23 protein-coding genes are annotated in these 24,413 nt (G+C 68.1%); 22 read left to right on the top strand and 1 reads right to left on the bottom strand.

Translation table 11 applies throughout. The features are described 5' to 3' along the window. The 11 genes from VHS75_RS09360 to VHS75_RS09410 form a co-directional block, all read left to right on the top strand. Positions 1–735 (top strand): proton-conducting transporter membrane subunit (locus VHS75_RS09360; protein ID WP_329638344.1); only part of this gene is annotated, 735 nt, incomplete at its 5' end. Between the two features lies 1 nt (position 736). Next, complete coding sequence (locus VHS75_RS09365) at positions 737–1,477, top strand: biotin--[acetyl-CoA-carboxylase] ligase (protein WP_329638345.1); 741 nt, start codon at positions 737–739, stop codon at positions 1,475–1,477. Positions 1,478–1,480: 3 nt separating this feature from the next. Beyond that, positions 1,481–2,254: a type III pantothenate kinase gene (locus VHS75_RS09370; RefSeq protein WP_329638346.1), complete on the top strand. Its 774-nt coding sequence runs from the start codon at positions 1,481–1,483 to the stop codon at positions 2,252–2,254. Then, a complete protein-coding gene (locus tag VHS75_RS09375; RefSeq protein ID WP_329638347.1) occupies positions 2,254–3,933 on the top strand; it encodes a ribonuclease J in 1,680 nt (559 codons plus the stop codon). The genes VHS75_RS09370 and VHS75_RS09375 overlap by 1 nt, the downstream gene beginning before the upstream one ends. 153 nt (positions 3,934–4,086) lie before the next feature. Next, positions 4,087–6,396, top strand: coding sequence for a CoA transferase (locus VHS75_RS09380; protein ID WP_329638348.1), 2,310 nt, complete (start codon positions 4,087–4,089; stop codon positions 6,394–6,396). 41 nt (positions 6,397–6,437) lie between these two features. Beyond that, entirely contained in the window at positions 6,438–6,860 is a 423-nt protein-coding gene (gene mce / locus VHS75_RS09385) for a methylmalonyl-CoA epimerase (RefSeq protein WP_329638349.1), read from the top strand. Continuing rightward, on the top strand, positions 6,860–7,120 hold the full coding sequence (locus VHS75_RS09390; protein WP_329638350.1) for a DUF1467 family protein: 261 nt from the start codon (positions 6,860–6,862) through the stop codon (positions 7,118–7,120). Before mce ends, VHS75_RS09390 begins: the two co-directional genes overlap by 1 nt. A gap of 74 nt (positions 7,121–7,194) precedes the next feature. Further along, positions 7,195–8,514, top strand: a complete 1,320-nt coding sequence (proS, locus tag VHS75_RS09395) for a proline--tRNA ligase (protein WP_329638351.1) — start codon at positions 7,195–7,197, stop codon at positions 8,512–8,514. 17 nt (positions 8,515–8,531) lie between these two features. After that, complete coding sequence (locus VHS75_RS09400) at positions 8,532–9,809, top strand: lipoprotein-releasing ABC transporter permease subunit (protein ID WP_329638365.1); 1,278 nt, start codon at positions 8,532–8,534, stop codon at positions 9,807–9,809. Then, the gene (locus tag VHS75_RS09405) at positions 9,802–10,500 is read left to right on the top strand and encodes an ABC transporter ATP-binding protein (protein ID WP_329638352.1); all 699 of its coding nucleotides are present in this window, start codon (positions 9,802–9,804) and stop codon (positions 10,498–10,500) included. The genes VHS75_RS09400 and VHS75_RS09405 overlap by 8 nt, the downstream gene beginning before the upstream one ends. Before the next feature lie 123 nt (positions 10,501–10,623). Continuing rightward, entirely contained in the window at positions 10,624–11,139 is a 516-nt protein-coding gene (locus tag VHS75_RS09410; protein ID WP_329638353.1) for a hypothetical protein, read from the top strand. A 2-nt stretch (positions 11,140–11,141) separates the two neighbouring features. Here VHS75_RS09410 and VHS75_RS09415 read toward each other — a convergent pair whose 3' ends face one another. Further along, positions 11,142–11,462 carry a Spy/CpxP family protein refolding chaperone gene (locus tag VHS75_RS09415; protein ID WP_329638354.1) on the bottom strand — a complete coding sequence of 107 codons (321 nt, stop codon included), beginning with the start codon at positions 11,460–11,462 and terminating at the stop codon, positions 11,142–11,144. Positions 11,463–11,745: 283 nt separating this feature from the next. On the opposite strand from VHS75_RS09415, the gene sidA reads away from it, so the two are divergent. The 11 genes from sidA to VHS75_RS09470 form a co-directional block, all read left to right on the top strand. After that, on the top strand, positions 11,746–11,835 hold the full coding sequence (gene sidA / locus VHS75_RS09420; protein ID WP_329638355.1) for a cell division inhibitor SidA: 90 nt from the start codon (positions 11,746–11,748) through the stop codon (positions 11,833–11,835). 29 nt (positions 11,836–11,864) lie between these two features. Then, positions 11,865–15,314 carry a DNA polymerase III subunit alpha gene (gene dnaE / locus VHS75_RS09425; protein WP_329638356.1) on the top strand — a complete coding sequence of 1,150 codons (3,450 nt, stop codon included), beginning with the start codon at positions 11,865–11,867 and terminating at the stop codon, positions 15,312–15,314. Positions 15,315–15,819: 505 nt separating this feature from the next. Further along, positions 15,820–16,791, top strand: coding sequence for a 30S ribosomal protein S2 (gene rpsB / locus VHS75_RS09430; protein WP_414694267.1), 972 nt, complete (start codon positions 15,820–15,822; stop codon positions 16,789–16,791). Between the two features lie 97 nt (positions 16,792–16,888). Then, positions 16,889–17,827 carry a translation elongation factor Ts gene (gene tsf, locus VHS75_RS09435; RefSeq protein ID WP_329638357.1) on the top strand — a complete coding sequence of 313 codons (939 nt, stop codon included), beginning with the start codon at positions 16,889–16,891 and terminating at the stop codon, positions 17,825–17,827. 99 nt (positions 17,828–17,926) lie between these two features. Next, the gene (gene pyrH, locus VHS75_RS09440; protein ID WP_329638358.1) at positions 17,927–18,646 is read left to right on the top strand and encodes a UMP kinase; all 720 of its coding nucleotides are present in this window, start codon (positions 17,927–17,929) and stop codon (positions 18,644–18,646) included. 39 nt (positions 18,647–18,685) lie between these two features. Next, on the top strand, positions 18,686–19,252 hold the full coding sequence (gene frr, locus VHS75_RS09445) for a ribosome recycling factor (RefSeq protein ID WP_329638359.1): 567 nt from the start codon (positions 18,686–18,688) through the stop codon (positions 19,250–19,252). Positions 19,253–19,307: 55 nt separating this feature from the next. Continuing rightward, complete coding sequence (gene uppS / locus VHS75_RS09450; protein ID WP_329638360.1) at positions 19,308–20,087, top strand: polyprenyl diphosphate synthase; 780 nt, start codon at positions 19,308–19,310, stop codon at positions 20,085–20,087. Next, positions 20,065–20,931, top strand: coding sequence for a phosphatidate cytidylyltransferase (locus VHS75_RS09455; protein WP_329638361.1), 867 nt, complete (start codon positions 20,065–20,067; stop codon positions 20,929–20,931). The genes uppS and VHS75_RS09455 overlap by 23 nt, the downstream gene beginning before the upstream one ends. After that, positions 20,919–22,124 (top strand): 1-deoxy-D-xylulose-5-phosphate reductoisomerase, encoded by a 1,206-nt coding sequence (dxr, locus tag VHS75_RS09460; protein WP_329638362.1) that lies wholly within the window; start codon positions 20,919–20,921, stop codon positions 22,122–22,124. Before VHS75_RS09455 ends, dxr begins: the two co-directional genes overlap by 13 nt. 24 nt (positions 22,125–22,148) lie before the next feature. Next, entirely contained in the window at positions 22,149–23,366 is a 1,218-nt protein-coding gene (locus VHS75_RS09465; protein WP_329638363.1) for an RIP metalloprotease, read from the top strand. A 29-nt stretch (positions 23,367–23,395) separates the two neighbouring features. Further along, positions 23,396–24,413, top strand: a 1,018-nt coding sequence (locus tag VHS75_RS09470) for a POTRA domain-containing protein (RefSeq protein ID WP_414694268.1), incomplete at its 3' end; no start/stop codon positions are given.

Below are 24,413 nucleotides of genomic sequence, written 5' to 3' on the forward strand. Positions count from 1 at the left end.
CCGGTCGTGGCGTTCTTCGCCGCCGCGCCGAAGCTCGCCGCCATGGTGTTGTTCGCGCGCCTGCTGGGCCAGGGCTTCGGCGGGGCGATGATCCAGTGGCAGCAGGTGCTGGTGGCGCTGGGCCTGATCTCCGTCGGCGTCGGCGCCTTCGCGGGCCTGGCGCAGCGGAACCTGAAGCGCCTGTGGGCCTATTCCTCCATCGCCAACGTCGGCTACGCGATCATCGGCCTGTCGGCCGGCAGCGCCGAGGGCGTGCCGTCCATGCTGATCTTCATGGTGCTCTACATGGTCGACGTGACCGGCTTCTTCGCCTGCCTCGCCGCGCTCAAGCGCCAGGGCCGCGACATGGAGACCATCGAAGACATGGCGGGCCTCTTCAAGGAGCAGCCCGGCATAGCGCTGGCCATGACCGCCTTCTCGCTCTCGGCCTTGGGCCTGCCGCCGTTCTCCGGCTTCTGGGCCAAGGTGTTCGTGTTCAAGGCGGCGTTGGCGGCGGGCCTGCCGATCGCCGCGGTTCTGGGCCTCGTCGGCTCCGTCGTGGCGGCGTTCTACTATCTGCGCCTGATCAAGGTCATGTGGTTCGACGGCTCGGTCGGGGTGACGGACACGCCGCCCGTCGAGGCGCAGTTCATCGGCATGGGCCTGGCTCTATTCTCGTTCCCCGTCGTGCTCGGCGCGCTGATCTGGATCTATCCGGCCGCCGGCCGCGCCGCGCACGCCTTCGGCCTGGTCTAGCTTGTCCGACCACCCGCCGATCGAGGCCTACGCCGAGATCGACTCCACTAATGCTGAAGCGCGCCGCCGCGCGGAATCCGGGAGCGCCGGGCCCGTCTGGATCACCGCCGTGCGGCAGACGGCCGGACGAGGACGCAGAGGCCGCACGTGGTCCACCGAGACCGGCAACCTCGCCGCCACGCTCCTGACCACCACGGACGCGCCCGCCGCTGAGGCGGCGCAGCTCTCCTTCGTCGCTGCCCTGGCGGCCTGCGACCTGGCCGACACCTGCCTGGGCGCCGGCGCGGCACAGCTGAAGTGGCCCAACGACGTGCTGGTCTACGGCCGCAAGGCGGTGGGCGTCCTGGTGGAGTCCGGCGCGCGGGCTGACGGGCGGCTGTGGCTGGCCGTCGGCGTCGGCGTCAACCTGGCTCACGCGCCGGAGGGGGTCGAGCGGCCCGCAACGTCCTTCGCCGAGCACATGGCCGGGCCACCGCCTCAGCCGCTCGACGCCCTGGAAGTCCTCGCCGCCAGGTTCGAATCCTGGCGCAAGCTCTGGGCGACGCAGGGCTTTTCGCCGATCGCCGATGGCTGGACCGCCCGCGCCCATGGGCTCGGGGAGCGCTGCGAGGCGCGCCTGCCTAACCGCACCCTGACCGGGGTCGCCGAAGGCATGGACCCGGACGGCGCCCTACGGCTTCGGCTGGACGACGGCGCGCTGGAGCGCATAACGGCCGGCGACGTCTTCTTCGGAGGGGCTTGAGCCATGCTGCTGGCCATCGAACAGGGCAACACCAACACGCTCTTCGCCGTCCACGACGGCCAGGAGTGGATCGCCCAGTGGCGATCGGCGACGCATTCGACGCGGACGGCCGATGAGTACGCCGTGTGGCTGTCGCAACTGCTGTCCATGGCGGGCCTTCAGTTCGGCGTCTTCGACGGCTGCATCATCTCCAGCGTCGTGCCGCAGTCGATCTTCAACCTGCGCAATCTCGCGCGCCGCTACCTGAAGGTCGAACCCCTGGTGATCGGCGAGAACGCCGACCTCGGCATCGAGGTGCGGATCGACAAGCCCAGCGAGGCGGGCGCCGACCGACTGGTCAATGCCGTCGGCGCCCACGTGGAATACCCCGGCGACCTGATCGTCGTCGACAGCGGCACCGCCACCACCTTCGACATCATCGCCGCCGACGGCGGCTTCGAGGGCGGCCTGATCGCGCCGGGGATCAACCTTTCCATGGAGGCCCTGCACCAAGCGGCCGCGAAGTTGCCCAGGGTGGCGATCCAGAAGCCGCAGCGGATCATCGGCAAGGATACGGTCGTGGCCATGCAGTCCGGCGTCTTCTGGGGCTACATCGGCCTGATCGAAGGGCTGATCGCGCGGATCAAGGGCGAGTGGGAGCGGCCGATGACCGTCATTGGCACCGGTGGCGTCGCCTCCCTATTTCATGGGGCGACCATGGCGATCGACACCTTCGATTCCGATCTGACAATCAGGGGCCTGCTCGAGATCTGGCGCCGCAACACCAGTAAGAGCTGATGCCCAAATCCAAAGATGACGAACTCGTCTTCCTGCCGCTCGGCGGGTCGAACGAGATCGGCATGAACTTCAACCTCTACGGCTTCGGGCCGCCGCACGACCGCAAGTGGATCGTGGTCGACCTCGGCATCACCTTCGGCGACCAGACCACGCCGGGGGTCGAGGTGATCCTTCCTGATCCGACGTTTATGGAAGAGAACGCCGATCGCCTGCTGGGCATCGTGCTGACCCACGCCCATGAGGACCACATCGGCGCGGTCGCCTGGCTGTGGCCCCGGTTCAAGGCGCCCATCTACGCCACGCCCTTCACCGCCTTCATCCTGCGCGAAAAGCTGCGCGAGGCGGGCCTGATGGACGAGGCCGAGATCACTATCGTACCCCTGGGCGGCAAGATCTCGCTGGGCCCGTTCGAGCTGGAGCTGATCACGCTCACCCACTCTATCCCCGAACCCAACGGCTTGGCGATCCGCACGCCGCTGGGCACCATCCTGCACACCGGCGACTGGAAGATCGATCCGGACCCTCTGTTGGGGGCCGTCACGGACTCCGACGCGATCCAGAAGCTGGGCGACGAGGGCGTGCTGGCGATGGTCTGTGACTCGACCAACGTCTTCGTGGATGGCCATGCGGGCTCGGAAGCCGATGTCCGCAAGGCCCTGATCCCGCTGATCGCCGGCCTGAAGGGCAAGGTGGCGGTGGCCTGTTTCGCCTCCAACGTCGCGCGGATGGACTCCATCGCCCGCGCCGCCGAAGCCAATGGTCGGCGCGTGGTGCTGGCGGGCCGGTCGATGCACCGGATGTCGTCGGCTGCGAAGTCGGTGGGCCTGATGGAGGGCCTGCAGCCCTTCCTCGATGACAGCGAGGCCAAGAAATTCCCGCCGGACAAGGTGCTCTACCTCTGCACCGGCAGCCAGGGCGAGGGTAGGGCGGCGCTCTCCCGGATCGCCGACGGGACCCATCCGCACGTCAGCCTGGGCGCCGGCGACGCCTGCATCTTCTCCAGCCGCGTCATCCCCGGGAACGAGATCCCGATCCGCAACCTGCAGGACCGCCTCGCCGACCGCGGCGTGCGGCTCTACACCGAGCGCGACCACCCGGGCATCCACGTCAGCGGCCACCCGTGCCGCGACGAGCTGGCGGAGATGTACCGGTGGGCGCGACCGGAAATCTCCGTCCCGACCCATGGCGAGCGCCGCCACCTCCTGGAGCACGCCGCCTTCGCCCGCGACCTGCAGGTCCCGCAGCAGGTGACGCCGCGCAATGGCGACATGGTGCGCCTCGCGCCCGGCCGCGCCGCCATCATCGACGAGGTCCCGGCCGGCCGCCTCTACGTCGACGGCGGCATGGTGACGGCGGAAAACGGCGATGCGCTGCGCGAACGCCGCCACGCCGCCTCTAACGGCATGCTGGCGGTCTCCGTGGTGCTGGACGGCAACAGCCGCATCGCCTCCGGCCCCCAGGTCCGCGCGCTGGGGCTGCCGTCGGAGCCGGACTACCCGCTGGACGATATCCTCGACGACTTGGCCGACGAAGCCGAACAGGCGCTCGGCCGCCTGAAGGGCGAACAGCGCGAGATCGACGAGGACGTGGAAGCCGCCATCTCGCGGGCCATGAAGAAGGCCAGCCAACGCATCTGGGGCCGCCGCCCGGTCGTGGAGACGACGGTCCTTCGATTGTAGCAAGGGCCGCTGCTATTCGCCTTCGCCGTCCCCAGGGCGGCGGCCGGCTCGACAGGCGCAACCGCTTGCCGAACGCGGCGCGGGCGGCTTTCATGACCTGACGGCGAGACGCGGAAACCGCGCCGCCCCCAAAAGGCCAGGGAGGCCGCCAGAGTGTCCGCCTATCGCGGCGTCCGTATCGCCGATTTCAGCCAGGGCATCGCCGGGCCCATGGCGTCCATGTTCCTGGGTGATTTCGAGGCCGAGGTGGTCAAGATCGAGGCGCCCGGCGGCGATCGGCTGAGGGACCATCCGGGCTATCAGGTGTTCAACCGCAACAAGCAGGTCCTGACGCTGGACCTGGCGACCCCGGAGGGCCTGGCCGCCGCGCGTGAGCTGATCGCCGGCGCCGATGTCGCCCTGTTCAGCGATCCGCCGGGACATTTGGAAGCGTTGAGGCTGGACGCCGCGACCCTGACGGCGGCGCATCCCGCATTGATCCACGCCTGGATGCCGCCCTATGGCGTGCGCGGCGACTGGAGCCGCATTCCACCGCATCACAGCCTGCTCACCGCGCTCTCCGGCGTCGCCTTCCGGCAGGGCGCCTACGCCGACCAGCCGGTGCATCTGGTCCTGCCGCTGATCTGGTACGGCCAGGGCGTGCTGGGGGCCTCTGCGATCGGCGCGGCGCTGCTGGAACGCCATCGCAGCGGGCAGGGCCAGGCCGTGGTGGTCAGTGGATTGAACGCGCTCTCCGAGGTCTCTGGGCCGGTGCGCGTGCTGGAGGCGGCGCCACTGCCGCGCGGCCAGCCGCTCGGGGCCTCCCCCAGCTACCGGCTCTATCGGTGCGGCGACGGGCAGTGGTTCTTCCTGGGGACGCTGTTCGCCAACTTCTACCTCAAGTCCTTCGAAGCCATCGGGATCGCTGACCGTTGGGATGAGCTGGTGGTCGATCCATTGCGCGCCCGCGATACGCTTGCCACGATCTTCGCCAGCCGGCCGCGCACCGAGTGGCTGCAGCGCCTGCAAGACAACGGCGTGCCCTGCGCGCCGGTGGGCTCGCGCGAGGCCTGGTTCGCCGGCGAAGCCGTGGCGCAAGGCGATCTGCGCCAGGTGTTCCAGCATCCGACGCTCGGCGAGGTCGCCATCCCTGCGCCACCGGCGCGGCTGTGCGAGACCCCGGCGAGCATCCGGGGCCTGGCCCAGCCGATCGCCGCCCCGCCGGCCTGGGCGCCGCGTCCGGCGCCGAGCGGGAGCGGGCAGGGTGAGGCGGCGTCTCCGCTGGACGGCGTCCGCGTGCTCGACCTGGGCACAGTGATCGCCGGCGCCCACGCCGGCGGGGTGCTGGCCAACCTGGGCGCCGAGGTGATCAAGATCGAACCGGCGGAGGGCGACCCGTTCCGCAGCGATGGCGGCGGCTTCATGGCCTACAACCGCGGCAAACTCGGCCTGGGCCTGGACCTGAAGCAGCCGGCGGCCCGGGAGCTGTTCTACAACCTGGTCCGCCAGGCCGACGTGGTGCTCGACAACTACCGCTTCGGGGTGCGCGCCAGGCTAGGCATCGACTACGCGACGCTGAAGGCGATCAATCCGCGGATCATCTCGTGTTCGATCAACGCCTATGGCGACAAGGGACCCCGTGCGGCCCTGCCGGGGTTCGATCCGTTGCTGCAGGCGGAGGGCGGCATGCAGCAGGCGCAGGGCGGCAGCGACGAGCCGATCCTGCACACCATTCCGGTCAATGACGTCGCGACGGCGGCAGTCGTCTCGATGGCCGTGGTGGCCGCCCTGAACGCCCGCGAACGCACCGGCGAGGGGCAGGAGATCATCACCAGCCTGATGGCCCAGAGCCTGACCTTCCAGCTCGCCGAGGTGGTCGACTACGCCGCCCGCCCGCCCAACGACCTCGGCGGCCGCGACTGCCTGGGGCCACGGGCGCTGCACCGGTTCTACGAATGCGACGACGGCTGGCTGGCCCTGGTCTGCGAGACGCAAGTTGAGGCCGAGGCGCTCGCGCAAGTGCTGGGCGTGGAATGCGGCGACGATGCGCTCACCGCGCCACGCGACGGACCGCTCGCCCGGACCCTGGCGCGCGCCCTGAGCGTCCGCTCGCGAGACGCCACGGTCCACGCCCTGCTGGCGGCCGGCGTCCCGGCAGCGCCGGTCCTGCGCGCCGCGGAGGCGCTGGAAAGCGAATGGCTCTGGGAGAACCGCACCCTGGAACGCTGGACCCACCCGCGCCTGGGCGACGTCGTCGGCGTGCGCAGCTACGCCGACTTCTCGCGGACGCCCGCGGGCTTCCAGCGCCCGACGCCCGATCTCGGCGAGCATTCCAGCGCGCTCCTGACCGAACTCGGCCTTTCGCCGGAGCGGATCGCGGCCCTGATGGCCACCGGTGCGGTCTTCGAACCGGTCCACATCGCCCCGCACCTGGCCAAGTCGGCCCGCACGGGCAACGACAATGCCGCACTATCCGTGCAGTAAGCGTGCTGGAGGCGGCGCGCCCGGCGCCCTATACCGCCCGGATGATCGGAAAATTGAACCACGTCGGCGTCGCCACGCCTTCGATCGAAGCCTCGGTAAAGATGTACCGCGAGATGCTGGGGGCGACCGACTTTTCCGAACGTTTCTCCATGCCGGAGCAGGGCGTCTGGGTCTGTTTCGTCAACCTGCCCAACAGCCAGATCGAACTCATTGAGCCCTATGGCGACGCCTCGCCGATCACCGCCTTCCTGGAAAAGAACCCCAAGGGCGGCCAGCACCACGTCTGCTTCGAGGTGCCCGACATCCTGGCGGCCCGCGACGACATGCGGGCCAAGGGCGCCACCGTGCTGGGGACCGGCGAACCGCGCATCGGCGCGCACGGCGTGCCGGTGATCTTCGTCCATCCCAAGGACATGGGCGGCGTGTTGGTCGAACTGATGCAGACTCCGGAAGGAGCTCACTGATGGGCGGCCCGATCACTCTGATCGCCATCTACCTGACCATCTGGTGGACCGTGCTCTTCGCCATCCTGCCGATCGGGGTGCAAAGCCGCGCCGACGCAGGCCTGCCCAACGACGGCTCCGACCCCGGCGCGCCGGTGGATCCGAAGCTGAAGAAGAAGTTCATCACCACCACCTGGGTCTCGGCGATCGTCTTCGCGATCCTGTGGCTGGTGGTGCACTTCAAGCTGATCGACCTGGCGAAGGTGCCCTGGGGGACCTGAACGCGTTGCCAAGGTCGCAAGGCGAAGGCTATCAGAGCCGTCCGCCTGCGGATTCCTAGGAAAGCTCCCCGATCATGCGCCTGTCGCGCTACTTCATGCCCACCCTGCGCGAAGCGCCGGCCGACGCCCAGATCGTCTCCCACCAGCTGATGCTGCGCGCCGGCCTGATCCGCCAGGAGGCGGCGGGCATCTACGCCTGGCTGCCACTCGGCCTGAAGGTGCTGAAGAAGATCGAGCAGGTGGTCCGCGAGGAGATGGACCGCGCCGGCGCGATCGAGGTGCTGCTGCCGACCCTGCAGCTCGCCGACCTGTGGCGCGAGAGCGGCCGCTACGACGACTACGGCGACGAGATGCTGCGCATCAAGGACCGCCACGACCGCGACCTGCTCTACGGGCCCACGGCGGAAGAGGTGATCACCGAGATCTTCCGCGCTTATGTCAAATCCTACAAGGACTTGCCGAAGAATCTTTACAACATCCAGTGGAAGTTCCGCGACGAGCGGCGGCCGCGCTTCGGCGTGATGCGCGGCCGCGAGTTCCTGATGAAGGACGCCTACAGCTTCGACATCGACGAGGCCGCGGCGCGCAAGTCCTACAACCGCATGTTCCTGGCCTATCTGAACATCTATGCGCGGCTGGGCCTGAAGGCGATCCCGGTGAAGGCCGACCCCGGCCCGATCGGCGGCGACCTCAGCCACGAGTTCATCATCCTGGCCGACACCGGCGAGAGCGAGGTCTTCGCGCACGGCGATCTGGTGGAAATGGGCGCGCCGGGGCCCGACATCGACTGGGACGGCGACCTGGAGCCGCTGGTCACCCAGCGCGCCAGTCTCTACGCCGCCTCCGACGAGATGCACGACGCGGCCCGCTTCGAGGCGGAGGTCCCGGCCGACAAGCGGATGACCGCGCGCGGCATCGAGGTCGGCCACATTTTCTACTTCGGGGAGAAGTACTCGAAGCCGATGAAGGCCCTGGTCACCGGTCCCGACGGCAAGGACGTTCCCGTCCACGGCGGCTCCTACGGCGTCGGCGTCTCGCGCCTGGTGGCCGGGATCATCGAGGCCAGCCACGACGAGGCCGGGATCATCTGGCCGGACGCCGTGGCGCCCTTCGGCGTCGCCGTGGTCAACCTTCGGCCGGGAACCGCCGAGGTCGATGCAGTGGCGGAGCAGGCCTACAAGGCCCTCGAAGCCGCCGGCAAGGAACCCCTGCTGGACGATCGCGACGACCGTCCCGGCGCCAAGTTCGCATCCATCGATCTCGTCGGCATTCCCTGGCAGCTGATCGTCGGGCCCAAGGGCGTCGCCGAGGGCGTCGTGGAGATCAAACGCCGCGCCACGGGCGAGCGCCAGACCCTGCAGCTGGACGCCGCGCTGAAGGTGATCGCCGGGTGACCGACGCGGGGGCCGGCATGGGCGGCCGCGCACGGCCCTTCGGCCTGTGGGAGCGGATGCTGGCCGGCCGCTATCTGCGCGCCAAGCGCAGCGAGGGCGGCGTCGCCCTGATCTCGATCATCTCCTTCACCGGCGTGACGTTGGCGGTGGCGATCCTGATCATCGTCATGTCGGTGATGAACGGCTTCCGCGCCGAACTGCTGGGCAAGATCCTCGGCTTCAACGGCCACGTCTTCGTCACCGGCGGCCTGCTGGACAACGCCCGGATGCGCGACAACGCGGTCGAGAAGATCGCCAAGGTGCCGGGCGTCACCCAGGCCTTCCCGGTGATCGACGCCCAGGCCATCGCGCTCGGGCCGAACCAGGTGACCGGCGCCATGGTGCGCGGCCTGTCGCCCAAGGACCTCGCAGCCACACGCATCGTCGCGGGCAACATCACCAAGGGCAGTCTCAGCGGCTTTGGCCAGGGTGACTACGGCGGCAACGTCGTGGTCGTCGGCGCAAGGCTGGCCGAGCAATTGGGCGTCAAACCCGGCGACAACGTCACCCTGATCTCACCGGCCGGCGGCGCAACAGCCTTCGGCGGCACGCCGGTGCAGAAGGCCTACGTCGTCGGCGCGACCTTCACCGCCGGCATGAGCCAGTACGACCAGGCCTACATCTTCATGCCGCTGGAGCAGGCGCAGTTGTTCTTCGGCCGCGAGGGCACGGTCGACGCCATCGAGATTCGGGTCTCCGATCCCGACCAGGCCGGCAAGCTGAAGGCGCCGATCTCCCGCGCCGCCGGGCCCACGGCGCTGGTCGCCGACTGGACCCAGCGCGACGCCTCATACTGGGGCGCGCTGAAGGTCGAACGCAACGTCATGCGCCTGATCCTGATGATGCTGGTGGTGATCGCGGCGATGAACATCATCTCGGGCCTCGTCATGCTGGTGAAGAACAAGGGCCGCGACATCGCCATCCTGCGGACCATCGGGGCCGGGCAGGGCTCGATCATGCGGATCTTCTTTATGGCGGGCGCGGCCATCGGCGCGGCGGGCACGCTCGCGGGCCTGGCGGTGGGTATCCTGGTGTCGGTCTACATCGGCCCGCTGCAGAGCTTCGTGGAATGGGCGACCGGCCAGCAGGTCTTCGCCTCGGACGTCTATTTCCTGTCGCGCCTGCCGGCCAAGGTGGACTGGATCGAGGTGGCGATCATCGTCGCCTTCTCCCTGGTCATGTCCATGGTCTGGACCCTGCCGCCGGCCTGGCGCGCCTCACGCCTCGATCCGGTGGAAGCGCTTCGCTATGAGTGAGCCGGTGCTCTCGATCCGCGGGCTGGAACGCAGCTACGTCACCGGCGCCGGCCCGCTGACGGTTCTGCGCGGCGTGGACCTGGACGTGCAGCCGGGCGAAATCGTCGGCCTGATCGGGCCCTCCGGGTCCGGCAAGTCGTCGCTGCTGCACGCCGCGGGCCTGTTGGAGCATCCCAACGCGGGGCGGATCACCATCGAGGGCCGCGACTGCTCGGACCTGCCGGACCGCGACCGCACCCGCGTGCGCCTGGCGACCATCGGCTTCGTCTACCAGTTCCACCACCTGCTGCCGGAATTCACCGCCCTCGACAACGTGGCCCTGCCGCTGATGATCGCCGGCGTCCCCCGCGCCAAGGCCCAGGCCCGCGCCGCCGAGTTGCTCGGCGAACTGGGCCTCGCCGATCGAGTGCAGCATCAGCCGGCGCAGATGTCCGGCGGCGAGCAGCAACGGGTGGCCGTCGCCCGCGCACTGGCCAATTCGCCGCGTCTGCTGCTGGCCGACGAGCCGACCGGCAATCTCGATCCGACCACGTCCACCGCGGTGTTCGAGAATCTCTACAACCTGGCCCGCCGCACCGGCGTCGCGGCCGTCGTTGCCACGCACAATCTCGAACTCGCCCGGCACATGGACCGGGTCTTCGCGCTGAAGGATGGGCATCTGGAGCCGTCCCGGGCCGACGTAACGCTGTAAACCAAGCGATAGGCCGAAGTCTTTGTAAGGCGGGGCCTTTTCCCGCCGCGCGAGCCGGTCTATCTTGACTATGGGACGCTAACCGTTGGCCCTCTCGCGGCCTCGGCCTCCATGGAGGTCTTGTTGAAAACCATCGTTGCGGCGCTTGGATGCGCCTCTCTGCTCGCCACGGCCCTGCCGGCGGCGGCGCAGTCCTCTCATCATAGCGGCGGGTGGGGCCACAGCAGCGCGGGGTCCCCGTCCGGCGTCGGCGTCGGCAGTTCGCACAGCGGCTTCCCAGGCGGGTCTTTCGGCGGCCGTTCGGGCTTCGCCGGAGGCTTCCACCACGGATTCGGCCCTCGCCACGTTCATTTCGGCTACCCGTTCTATGCGGCGGACTTCGGCCTGGGCTTCGCCCTCGGCCTGAGCGTGATCGACCCCTGGTACTGGGACTCGCCCTACTATTACGGCGGCTACTACGCGCCCTATCCGCCGCCGGGCGGTTACTATCCGCCGCCGCCCGGGGCCTATCCGCCACCGCCGCCGGGCCAGGCTGCGCCGCCGCCTCCGGGCGCCGCCGCGCCGCCCGCCGCGGCCTGCGGGTCCTGGTCGTGGGATGCGGCGAAGCAGGCCTACAACTGGGTTCCCTGCGCCGCCTGACCTCAGCGCCGGTCGCCGCCGGCGTCTGACGGCGGCAGGGTCTCGCGGTCGAACACCTTCTGCTGGTCGGGCGTCAGCTTGCCGTAGAAGGCGTTCACCGCGGCGCTCTGGCGTTTGAAGTCGAGATTGTCCTGCGCCATCGTCGCCTCGATGAGTGCAATGCGCCGTGGCGTCGGCACGAGGGGCAGAAGTTCGCTGGTCGCCCGATGGCGGGCCAGCAGATCCTGGCTGGGCGCAACCGCCAGGGTATAGGCCTTCCAGTCGGCCTCCTGCCCGTCGCTCAGTCGCAGGTCATCGTGCAAGCGGATGAGATCAGCGGTCACCGGCTGTTCGCCCGGAGGTTGGCCGGCGAGGGCCGCGCCGCCCGTCATCACGCTCAGGCAAAAACCCAAAACAATCCAACGCATCTCACCAAATCCTCACGGCATCGCCCTCGACCGCGACTATGGCACGGCGGGCCTTACCTGGGAACGCGGCAGGGTCGTTTCCAGGGGTGGACGACGGGCGTGTGATCGAAGGCTTGACCGTGAGAACAAAAAGGGAATAAGAACGAAAACGGAACGCAATCGGCTTGTCCACAAGGCCGCCCACAGAAGGATTGCTGCGATGGTTCGTCTGGCCCGAGAATCACTGGCCTTTGCGTCGGTGGCCAGCTTTGTCTGGATGGTCTGCGCTGTGGCGGCTCACATGGGCTGACCGCCATGCGGATGGGAGAGGCGGCGAGCGTGAGCGGCGGGGACCCGAACGAGACTTCCGGGGGCTTCGTCCATCTTCGCGTCCGCTCGGCCTATTCGCTGCTGGAAGGCGCCATCAAGGCCGACAAGATCGGCGCGCTGGCCGCCGAGGCGGGGATGCCCGCCGTGGCCCTCACCGACCGGGCCAACCTGTTCGGGGCCCTGGAGTTCTCTGTCCTGACGAAAGAGGCGGGGGTCCAGCCGATCATCGGCTGCGCATTGCCGGTCACCGGCATCGGCGAGGCGCCGGCGGAGCGTTGGGCGAAGACGCCGACCATCGTGCTGCTGGCCCAGAACGAGCAGGGCTACGCCAATCTCAGCGAGCTTTCCTCGGCGGCCTTCCTCGAGATCGATCCGACCGAAGAGCCCCATGTGGCCTGGGACAAGGTCTGCGAGCACGCAGCGGGGCTGATCCTGCTGTCCGGCGGTCCCGACGGCCCGGCTGATCCGCTGTTTGCCGGCGGCAAGACCAAGGAGGGCAAAGCCGTCCTGAGCGAGATGCATCGGGTCTTCGCCGACCGGTTCTATATCGAACTGCAGCGGCACGAGATGGCGGCCGAGGCGTCCGCCGAGCCGGAGCTGGTGGCCTTCGCCTATGGGGCGGACGTCCCGCTGGTGGCCACCAACGACGTCTACTTCAAGACCGCGGCCATGCACCTGGCGCACGACGCCCTGCTGTGTATCGCCGACGGCGCCTTCATCGGCCAGGACGAGCGACGGCGCGTCAGCGGCGAGCACTGGTTCAAATCGGCCGCCGACATGCGCGCGCTGTTCGCCGACCTGCCGGAGGCCTGCGACAACACCTTGGACATCGCGCGGCGCTGCGCCTTCGCGGTGCCGAAGCGCGATCCGATCCTGCCGCGGTTCCCCACCGAGGGCGGCCGCTCGGAAAACGAAGAACTGACCCACCAGGCCCGCGAGGGGTTGAAGGCGCGGCTGCAGATCAACGGCGCCGCCCATCCGCTGGAGGTCTACGAGGAGCGCCTGGAAAAGGAGATCGGGGTCATCACCTCGATGGGCTTCGCCGGCTACTTCCTGATCGTGTCGGACTTCATGAAGTGGGCGGTGGCGCACGACGTGCCGGTGGGCCCCGGACGCGGTTCCGGCGCCGGCTCGCTGGTTGCCTGGTCGCTGATGATCACCGGCCTTGACCCCTTGAAATACGGCCTGATCTTCGAGCGCTTCCTGAACCCGGAGCGGGTGTCGATGCCCGACTTCGACATCGATTTCTGCCAGGAACGCCGCGACCAGGTGATCACCTACGTCCAGCAACGTTATGGCCGCGACCGGGTGGCTCAGATCATCACTTTCGGCACCCTGCAGGCGCGCGCGGTGCTGCGCGACGTGGGCCGGGTGCTGCAGCTCCCCCTCGGCCAGGTCGACCGGCTGGCCAAGATGGTGCCCGCCAATCCGGCCAACCCGGTGACGCTGGCCAAGGCCATTGAGATCGAGCCGCGCCTGCAGGAGGCCCGGCGTGACGATGAGGCGGTGGCGCGCCTGCTGGACATCGCCCTGCAGCTCGAAGGCCTCTACCGCAACGCCTCGACCCACGCCGCCGGCATCGTGATTTCAGACCGGCCGCTGACGCAGTTGGCGCCCCTCTACCGCGATCCGCGCTCAGACCTGCCGGCCACCCAGTTCAACATGAAATGGGTCGAAAGCGCCGGCCTGGTGAAGTTCGACTTCCTGGGCCTGAAGACGCTCACCGTCGTCAACAAGGCCATGAAGCATCTGGAGCGGCGCGGGGCGGGCTTTGCGCTGGAGACCCTGCAGCTGGACGACCCCGGCGCCTACGAGGTCATGGCCTCTGGCGCGACGGTGGGCGTGTTCCAGATGGAAGGGCAGGGGATGCGCGACACCCTGCGCCAGCTGCGTCCGCAGTCCCTGGAGGAGGTCACCGCGCTGATCTCGCTCTATCGGCCCGGGCCGATGGATTCGATCCCCGCCTATGTCGACACCAAGATGGGGCGAAAGCCCCTCGACGTGCTGCATCCGCTGCTGACCGACGTGCTCAGCCCGACCTATGGGGTGATCGTCTATCAGGAGCAGGTGATGCAGATCGCCCAGATCCTGGCCGGCTACTCCTTCGGCGAGGCGGACCTCCTGCGCCGCGCCATGGGCAAGAAGAAGAAGGAGGAGATGGACAAGCAGCGGGCGCGCTTCATGTCCGGCGCCGCCGAGCGCGGGGTCGACGGAAACCTCGCCGACCTGCTGTTCGGCCTGATGGAGAAGTTTTCCGGCTACGGCTTCAACAAGTCGCACGCCGCGCCCTATGCGCTGATCGCCTACCAGACCGCCTGGCTGAAGGCCAATGCGCCGGTGGAATTCTTCGCGGGCTCCATGAGCCTGGACCTCGCCAATACCGACAAGCTTTCGGTCTTCTACCAGGACGCCAAACGCAGTGGCGTGAAGATCCGTAGCCCCGACGTGAATCTCTCCAGCGCCGACTTCGACGTCCAGGACGGCGAGGTGCTCTATGCGCTCGGCGGCATCCGCAACGTCGGCCTGCAAGCCATGGAGCATGTGGTCGCCGAGCGGCGCGAGCACGGGCCGTTCCGCGACGTCTTCGACTTCGTCGAGCGGGTGGACCCCAAGCAGGTCAACCGCCGGACCTTCGAGACCCTGGCGCGGGCCGGCGCCTTCGACAGCCTGAACCCCAACCGTGCGCAGCTGGTCGCCGCCGCCGAGGTGCTGGTGGGCCACGGCCAGGCGCTGGCGTCCGACCGGGCGGAGGGCAAGCGCAGCCTGTTCGGCGACGATCCGTCCGGGGCGCACCGGCCGCGCCTGCCGAAGACGGAGTCCTGGTCGCCGGTGGATCGCCTGGACGAAGAGTTGTCGGCGGTCGGCTTCTATCTCTCCGGCCACCCGCTGGACGACATGGTCGAGGCCCTGCGTCGGCGGCGCACGGATCTGCTCACTGACGCCATCGCCAAGGCCGAGGCGGGCGCTGAGGCCCTGCGCATGGCCGGCGTGGTGCGCCGCCGCCAGGAGCGCGCCGCGCAGGGCTCCGGCGAGAAGTTCGCCTTCGTGACTCTCTCCGATCCGACGGGCGAATATGAGGTGCTGTTCCCGCCGGAGAGCTGGCGGCGGTGCCGCGACCTGCTGGAGCCAGGAGCGGCGGTCTCGATCACGGTGCGCGCCCGGGCCAAGGACGGCGAGGTGCGCTTCTTCGGCGATAGCGCCGAGCCGGTGGCCAAGGCAGTGGAGAATGTGGTCGCCGGCCTGCGCGTGCATCTCGCGCCGCGCAGCGCCGAGATCGAGGCGCTCAAGAAGCGCCTGGAAGGCGTCACCAACCCGCGCGGCGGCGAGATCGTGCTGGTGGCCGGCGTCGGCGCCGGGCGCGAAGTCGAGATGAAGCTGCCGGGCCGCTTCACCCTGGACGGCGCGGTGCGCGGCGCGATCAAGACCGCGCCGGGCGTGGTCTTCGTGGAAGACCTCTAGCGGTTAATGGGGACCGAAAGGGTTGAGCGCCGCGTCGTGCTTGGCGTTGGCGATGTCGCGCTTGGCGCCGCCCTCGGGCGAGAAGGGGCTTGAAGCCCGATTCGACCGACGACGAAGAGGCGCGCGGCACCCTCGGAGCCGCGGAATTGTTCGGTAGGCCGGGCAGGCTTGGCAGCCCCGGCATCGGAGTCTGCGCATGCGTCACGCCGGCGGCCAGGCTGAGACCCGCGGCCAGGACCAGGAATTGTTTCATTCATTTCCCCAAGGTTGCTAGGCGCAATAATGCAACTTCAAGGCGATCCTTCAAGCCGCCTTGCGCTTCATGCCGCGCAAACGGTTGATTTTTTCTCCCCAAGCTCTTAAGTCCGCCGCTCCAAATCCACACGCAGGTGTTTGGCGACGCGGCGGGGAGACATCCCGCCCGCTTCCATTCCGGTCCTCCCCAAGACATCCGTCGGCGGGAGGCTTGCCTGCGGCGGTCAACCGGAAGAAGGACTAGATACCCATGGCACTGCCCGATTTCTCTATGCGCCAACTGCTCGAAGCCGGCGCCCACTTCGGCCACCAGACCCACCGCTGGAACCCGAAGATGGAGCGCTACATCTTCGGCAGCCGCTCCAACATCCACATCATCGACCTCTCGCAGTCGATCCCGCTGCTCCACCAGGCCCTGGTGAAGGTGCGCGAAGTCGCCGCGTCCGGCGGCCGGATCCTGTTCGTCGGCACCAAGCGCCAGGCCTCCGAGCCGATCGCCACCGCCGCGCGCCGCTGCGCGCAGTACTATGTGAACCACCGTTGGCTGGGCGGCACGCTCACCAACTGGCGTACCGTCTCCGGCTCGATTGCGCGCCTGCGCGAATTGGAAGGCGTGCTGCAAACCGAAACCGGCCGCACCAAGAAGGAGCTGCTGCAGCTGAAGCGCGAGCACGACAAGCTCGAACTCAGCCTGGGCGGCATCAAGGACATGGGCGGCATTCCCGACCTGATGTTCGTGATCGACACCAACAAGGAAGCGATCGCCATCCAGGAAGCGCGCAAGCTCAACATCCCGGTGATCGCGATCCTGGACACCAACTGCAACCCGGACGGCATCACCTTCCCGATCCCCGGGAACGACGACGCGGCCCGCGCGATCCAGCTCTACTGCGACCTGATGGCCGACTCGATCCTCGACGGCCTGGCGGCCGGCCAATCGGCCGCAGGCGTCGACCTGGGCGCCTCGGAGGCTCCGATGGAGCCGGCCCTGGCGCGCACGGAAGCGCCGGTCGAAGCCAAGCCGAAGAAGGCCAAGGCCGAAGCTCCCGCCGCCGCGCCGGTCGCCGAAGCTGCGCCGGAACCGGTCGCCGAAGCCGCTCCTGAGGCCGCCGCCGAACCGGTGGCTGAAGCCCCGGCCGCTGAAGCGCCGGTCGCCGATACCCCCGCCGTCGAGGCGGAAGCTCCGGCGGCCGAAGCTACGAGCGAAGAACAGGCCGGCTGAGACGCCAAAAGCGTCTTATCGGCCGTCTAGAATTCCCCTTGAGGGCGGAGTCCGCGAGGCCTCCGCCCGACCTCTATAGCTTATGAAGGAGCTGACCATGGCGGAGATCACCGCTGCGCTGGTCAAGGACCTGCGCGAAAAGTCTGGCGTTGGCATGATGGACTGCAAGAACGCCTTGCAGGAAACCGGCGGCGATATGGAAGCCGCCATGGAACTGCTGCGCAAGAAGGGCCTGTCGAAGGCCGAGAAGAAGTCGGGCCGCGCCGCCGCCGAAGGCCTGGTGGCCGGCAAGGTTAGCGCTGACGGCAAGACCGGCGCGCTGATCGAGCTGAACGCCGAGACCGATTTCGTCGGCAAGAACGACACCTTCCAGGCCGCGGCGCGGGACATCGCCGAGGTCGCCCTGACCGTGGACGGCGTCGAAGCCATCTCCGCGGCCAAGACCGCCGGCGGCCAGACCGTCTCGGACATGGTCACGCACATGATCGCCACGATCGGCGAGAACATGCGCCTGCGCCGTTCGGCTCGCCTGACGGTGAGCCAGGGCGCCGTCTCCCTCTACCTGCACAATGCGCAGGGCGACGGGGTCGGCCGTCTGGGCGTGATCGTGGCGCTGGAAAGCGCCGGCGATCAAGCCGGACTGAAGGACGTCGGCCGCAAGATCGCCATGCACGTCGCCGGCACGCCGATGCCGCCGCTGGCGCTGTCGACCGACGACCTGGATCCCGCGGCTGTCGAGAAGGAAAAGAAGTTCCTTACCGAGCAGGCGCTGGAGAGCGGCAAGCCGATCGGCGTGGTCGAGAAGATGATCGAAGGCCGGATCCGCAAGTGGCAGGAAGAGGTGGTGCTCCTGAAGCAGCCCTTCGTGATGAATCCGGATCAGACCATCGAACAGCTGGTCGCCGAAACGGCCAAGGCTGTCGGCGCGCCCGTCGTGCTGAAGGGCTTCGTCCGCTTCTCGCTCGGCGAGGGCGTGGAAAAGTCCGAAGGCCCTGACTTCGCCGCGGAAGTGGCGGCGATGTCCGGCCAGAGCTAAGCTCTTCGCCGACTCAAGACCTTTGGGGGCGCGGTGCGTTCGACGCGCCGCGCCCTCAGTGTATGTTGCGTTCAAGAACAAGAGACGGGACCCTCGCCCATGCCGGACGGCCAGCCGCGCTACAAACGCATCCTCCTGAAGCTTTCGGGAGAAGCGGGTGTCGGCGGTGAGGGCTTCGGCATCGATCCCAAGACCCTAGCGGCCGTGGCCGAGGAGATCGCTGAGGTCTCCCGCGCGGGTATTCAGGTCTGTGTGGTCGTCGGCGGCGGCAACATCTTCCGTGGCGCGGCCCTGGCCGAAGCCGGCATGGAGCGCACCACCGCCGACTACATGGGCATGCTGGCCACGATCATGAACGCGCTGGCGGTGCAGGCGGCGCTTGAGAAGATCGGCGTCTACACTCGTGTCCAATCGGCGATCCCGATGGCGGCGGTCTGCGAGCCCTACATCCGCCGGCGCGCGCTGCGCCACCTGGAGAAGGGCCGCGTGGTGATCTTCGCCGCCGGTGTCGGCGCGCCGTTCTTCACCACCGATTCCGGCGCGGCGCTGCGCGCAGCGGAGATGGATGTCGACGCGCTGCTGAAGGGCACCAGCGTCGACGGCGTCTATACCGCCGACCCGAAGAAGGATCCGGACGCCAAGCGCTATGACACCCTGACCTATCAGGAAGTCCTGGCGAAGGACCTGCGGGTCATGGACACCTCAGCGGTCGGTCTGATGCGCGACAACCATATCCCGATCGTGGTCTTCTCGATCCGCGAACGGGGCAATCTCCTGAAGGTGCTGAAGGGCGAGGGCGTCTTCACGACGATCGCCTAGAAGCGCTGAAAACGACCCGCGACGAAGGGAGCGAACATCATGGCCACCGTCGAAAAGCCGGAACTGGCGAAATACCGGGACCGCATGGACAAGGCGGTCGCCGCCTTGAAGGAAGAGTTCGCGAGCCTGCGCACCGGCCGCGCCTCGGCCAGCCTACTCGACCAGATCACCGTCGACGCCTACGGCTCGACCATGCCGATCAATCAGGTGGGGGCGATCTCCGTGCCCGAACCGCGGATGATCAGCGTCAGCGTGTGGGACAAGGCCCTGGTCATCTCGGTGGAAAAGGCGATCCGCTCGGCGGGTCTTGGCCTGAACCCCGTGACCGACGGCCAGAACCTGCGCATCCCGATTCCGCCGCTCACCGAGGACCGCCGCAAGGAGCTGGTGAAGGTCGCCGGCAAGTACGCCGAACAGCAGCGCATCGCCGTGCGAAACGTGCGCCGTGACGGCAACGAGGACCTGCGCGCCGCCGAGAAGGCCCATGTGATCAGCCAGGACGAGGAAAAGCGGCTGGAGGCCGACATCCAGAAGCTGACCGATGAGGCGATTAAGCGCGTGGACGAAGCCTTGAAAACCAAAGAACAAGAGATCATGCACGTTTAGCCCCTGTTTCGGCTGAAAGACCCAGCCGAAAGCCGCAAGGATCTGTTCCACCTCCATGAACGTCCACGAGAACACGCCGCCCGCCGGTGCGTCCGATCCCGCCGAAGGCGGTCAGGCGCAGCTGCATGTGGCCATCGTCATGGACGGCAACGGGCGGTGGGCGAAGCGCCGCGGCCTGCCGCGCACCGTGGGCCACCAGGCCGGCGTCGAGGCGCTGAAGCGGATCGTCCAGTCGGCGAATGACCTGGGCATCCGCTGGCTGACCATCTTCGGCTTTTCCACCGAGAACTGGAGCCGCCCGGTCGCCGAGGTGGCCGAGCTGATGGCCCTGCCGCAGCGCTATTTCCGCAGCGACCTGCCGCGCTTGGAGCGCGAAGGCGTCCGGGTCCGGGTCATCGGCCGCGAGGACGGCCTGTCGCGCGACCTGCTGAAGATCTGCCGTGAGGCCGAGGCTCGCACGGCGCACAACGGCAAGCTTTTCCTCACCATCGCCTTCAACTACGGCGGCCAGGCCGACATCGCGGACGCCGCGCAGAAGTTCGCTGAGGATGTCGCCGCCGGCCGCGCCAAGGCCTCCGACATGAGCGAGGCCAGGTTCGCCCAATACCTGTCGACCTCGGAACTGCCGCCGCCGGACCTGATCGTGCGGCCGTCGGGGGAGCAGCGGCTCTCCAACTTCGTGCTGTGGGAAGCGGCTTACGCGGAGTTCGTCTTCCAGGACGTCCTGTGGCCCGACTATTCGCCGGAGCACCTGAAGGCCGCCATCGCCGAGTATCACACGCGTGATCGCCGGTATGGCGCGGTCGTGGCCGATGACGTCCTTGCCACAGGCTAGGCGTTTCGACTGGTCGAACCTGGGCCTGCGCATCGCCTCCGGCGTGGTCCTGGTCCCGACCGCGCTCTACGCCACCCTGGGCCAGCATCAGCACTGGGTTCCCGCCCTGCAGGGCCGCCAGGAGCCCTTGCCCTATCTGCTGATGATCTCGGTCGGGGTGGCGCTGCTGTCGATCGAATGGGGCGGGATGAGCGCGCCGGGCGCGCCGGTCCGGGTTTCTGGCGCGGTCACGGCGGCGGTCCTGGCGGCGGTGTTCCTGGGCTACAAGGACCACTTCATCCTGGGCTGGCTGGCCATTCCGGTGGGCGCGGTCGCCGCGGCCCTTGTGGCGCGCGGTGTGGCCGAGCGGCCCGCGGATGCGGCCTACGGCGTCTTCTACATCGCGCCGGCCGCGATCTGCCTGATCTGGCTGCGCGCCACGCATCAGGGGGTCTGGTGGACGCTGATGCTGTTCGCCTGCACCTGGGGCGCCGACATCGGGGCCTTCGCCGTCGGCAGCGTGCTCAAGGGCCCCAAGCTCTGGCCGCGGTTCTCGCCCAACAAGACCTGGTCGGGCTTCATCGGTGGGCTGGCGGCGGCGATGGGAGCCGGGACCCTGATGGCCTCCTTGCCCTATTTCCAGCTCAGCCTGTGGGCCGCCGCGGTGATCGGCCTGACGGTCGGTCTGGCGACCATGGCGGGCGACCTTTGGGAGTCGGCACTGAAGCGGCGCTTCGGAGTTAAGGACTCCGGCGATATCATTCCCGGGCATGGCGGCCTGCTTGACCGCGTGGACGGGTTGATGTTCGCCGTCGTAGTGATGGCCGCCGCGCGCCTCGCCAACCATCTAGGATGGGGACATTGAGTCTACCTCGCAAGATCAGCGTACTGGGATCCACCGGCTCGGTCGGGGTCTCGACCCTCGACGTGCTGAGCCAATCCGGCGTGGAGGTCGAGGTCACGGCGCTGGCCGCCGGGCGAAATGTCGAGCGGCTGGCCGAGCAGGCGCTGCGGTGGCGCCCGCGAATCGCGGTGATCGGCGACGAGGCGGGGCTGCCGCAGCTGCGGGCCCTGCTCGCCGGGTCAGGCATCGAGGCGGCGGCTGGCGCTCAGGCGACGGTCGATGCGGCCTCAGAAGACGCCCAATGGGTGATGTCGGCCATCGTCGGCTTCGCGGGCCTGGCGCCCACGCTCGCCGCCGCGCGGGCCGGCGCCGTCGTGGCCCTCGCCAACAAGGAAAGCCTGGTCTGCGCGGGCCCGGAACTGCTGCGCGCCGCGCGGCTGGCCGGCGGCATGGTGATCCCGGTGGACTCCGAGCATTCGGCGATCTTCCAGGTGCTGGAGCCCCAGAACGCCGCCCAGGTGCTGCGCCTGATCCTCACCTCGTCCGGCGGCCCATTCCGGGGCGCGAGCCGCGAAACCATGGCGAAGGCGACCCCGGCCCAGGCCGTGGCCCACCCGAACTTCGCCATGGGCGCCAAGATCTCGGTCGACTCGGCCACGATGATGAACAAGGGCCTGGAGGTGATCGAGGCCGCCTACCTCTTCTCCATGCCGGCGGAGAAGATCGAGGTGCTGGTCCATCCGCAGCAGATCATCCACAGCCTTGTGGAATACACCGACGGCTCGACCCTGGCGCAGCTCGGGCCTCCGGACATGCGCCCGCCGATCGCCTGCGCCTTCGCCTGGCCGGACCGGCTGCCCTGGCCGGCCAAGAAGCTGGACCTCGCCCGCATGGGCCCGCTGAGCTTCGAGGAACCCGATCCGGTGCGCTTCCCAGCCCTGCGCATCGCCAAGGCGGCCCTGACGGCCGGCGGCGCAGCGCCCGCGGCCATGAACGCCGCCGACGAGGTGGCCGTGGCCGCCTTCCTCGGCGAACGGATCGCCTTCCTTGATATTGCCGAAGTTGTCGAAGAAACCCTGTCGCGGATGGATAGCCAGGCCTTGCTCCGCACGCCCGTGAACGACCCGGTGGAGGCGGCGCGCCTTACCGATGCGACCGCGCGCCGCGTGGCGGAAGAGGTGGTAAGTGGCCTTATGAGCCCAGTTCACGCATGACGCGTCCGAAGGAATAGACGGCCGATGTCAGGTCTCCTCGCCAACATCTTGTTTTATATCATCCCCTTCCTGTTGGTCGTGGGCGTGGTGGTGACGGTCCACGAGTTCGGCCATTTCCTGGCCGCCAAATGGCTGGGCACCAGGATCGATCAGTTCTCCATCGGCTTTGGCAAATCCATCGCGCACTGGACAGACAAGGCGGGCGTTGAGTGGCGGCTGGGCTGGCTGCCGATCGGCGGGTTCGTGCGCTTCGCCGGCGACGACAATGCCGCCAGCGTGCCCGACCAGGACGATCTGGAAGCCATGCGCCGCGACCTGGTGGCGCGGGAAGGGGAGGCCGCCCTGGGTCAATATTATCATTTCAAGCCGATCTGGCAGCGCGCGATCATCAGCGCGGCCGGGCCGGTCGCCAACTTCGTCCTGTCGATCGCGATCTTCGCCGGCCTGCTGCTCGCCCTGGGCGAGCCGATCGCCGCGGCCCGAATCGCCAAGGTCTTCCCCAACACCCCGGCCGAGCGGGCCGGCTTCCAGCCGGGCGACATCATCGTCCAGGCCGACGGCAAGCCGGTGAAGTCGTTCGACACGGTGAAGCAGCTGATCGTCCTGCGCACCGGCGTGCCGATCAATTTCACGGTCGAGCGCGGCGGCCGCGAAGTGTTGCTGACCGCAACACCGGCCCGCGGCGCGGTCACCGACGGGGTGGGCCATGTGCACCAGCTGGGCACGGTGGGCATCCAGTTCGCCGACCTGCCGCAGGACCGCAAGATCGTCCGCTACGGCCCGATCCAGGCGCTGCGCGCCGGAGTCGTCAGGACCGCCGATGTGGTCCAGACCACGGTCTTCTACATCGGCCGCATGATCGAAGGTCGCGAGACCGCCGAGCAGCTCTCCGGCCCGCTGGGCATGGCGCAGATTTCCGGAGACCTCGCCAAACAGACCGCCGATGTGTCGAAGGACATCCCAACCTTCGCTATCAACGCCTTCCTGACCGCACTCTTGCTGGTGGCGAATATCTCGGTCGGCATCGGTTTCCTGAACCTGATGCCGATACCTGTGCTCGATGGGGGACACCTGCTCTTCTATGCCTATGAAGCCGTGGCTCGCCGCCCACTTGCTGCCAAGGTTCAAGCGGCAGGGTATCGCGTAGGCCTTGCGCTGGTTCTCGGATTGATGTTGTTCGCGACCTGGAACGATCTGCAGCGCCTGCGTGTGTTCAATTTCATCGGCGGGCTATTCTCCTAACCCCCGACTTTTCCTCAACGGCTGATTCGATGCACAGACACCGCGCCCGTAGCGCTGCGCTAGTTTCCGGTCTTGCCGGTCTTATGGCGACGACCGCTCTAGCCACGCCAGGGTTGGCGTTCGCGCAAGCCCCAGCCGCTCCACCGCCGGCCGCGCCGGCGGCTGCGCCACCTGCTGCCGGTCCGGTCGCCACGGCGCCCGCGCCGCAGGCCCCGCCACCGCCCGCGCCGGTCCAGACCGGCGTGATCCAGCGCTTCGTGGTCCGCGGCAACGAGCGGATCGAGCCCACGACGGTGATCTCCTACCTCCCGATGCAGGTGGGCGAGACGGTCGACGCGGCCAAGATCGACGCCGGCATCAAGGCGCTGTTCCGCACCGAGTTGTTCTCCGACGTGAAAATGGAGCTGAACAACGGCGACATGGTCATCACCGTCGTCGAGAACCCGATCATCAACCGGGTGCTGTTCGAGGGGAATTCCTCGATCAAGGAAGACAAGCTGAAGGACGAGGTGACCGTGCGTCCGCGCGGCATCTTCACCCGCGCCAAGGCCCAGGCCGACGTCGGCCGCATCGTTGAGCTCTATCGTCGCGCCGGCCGCATCTCGGCGGAGGTGACGCCGCAGATCGTCGAACTCCCGCAGAAGCGCGTGGACCTGATCTTCAAGATCGATGAGGGCGCCAAGAGCGGCGTGCTGCGGGTCAACTTCCTGGGCAACAAGGCCTTCTCTGACGACAACCTGCGCGACGTCGTCGTGACCGAGCAGAGCCACTGGTACAAATTCTTCTCGTCGAACGCCAACTACGACCCCGACCGGCTAGAATACGACAAGGAGCAGCTGCGCAAATACTACCGCAACCGCGGCTATTACGACTTCCGCGTCATCTCCTCCGTGGCTGAACTGGCCCCCAGCCGCAACGGCTTCGTCATCACTTACACGATCGATGAGGGGCCGAAGTATCACTTCGGCAAGATCGCCGTGACCACGGAGCTGAAGCGGCTCGATCCCAAGCTGCTGCAGCAACTGCTGCCGATCCGCGAGGGCGATC

This window comes from Phenylobacterium sp. (assembly GCF_036264965.1).
GTDB lineage: Bacteria > Pseudomonadota > Alphaproteobacteria > Caulobacterales > Caulobacteraceae > Phenylobacterium.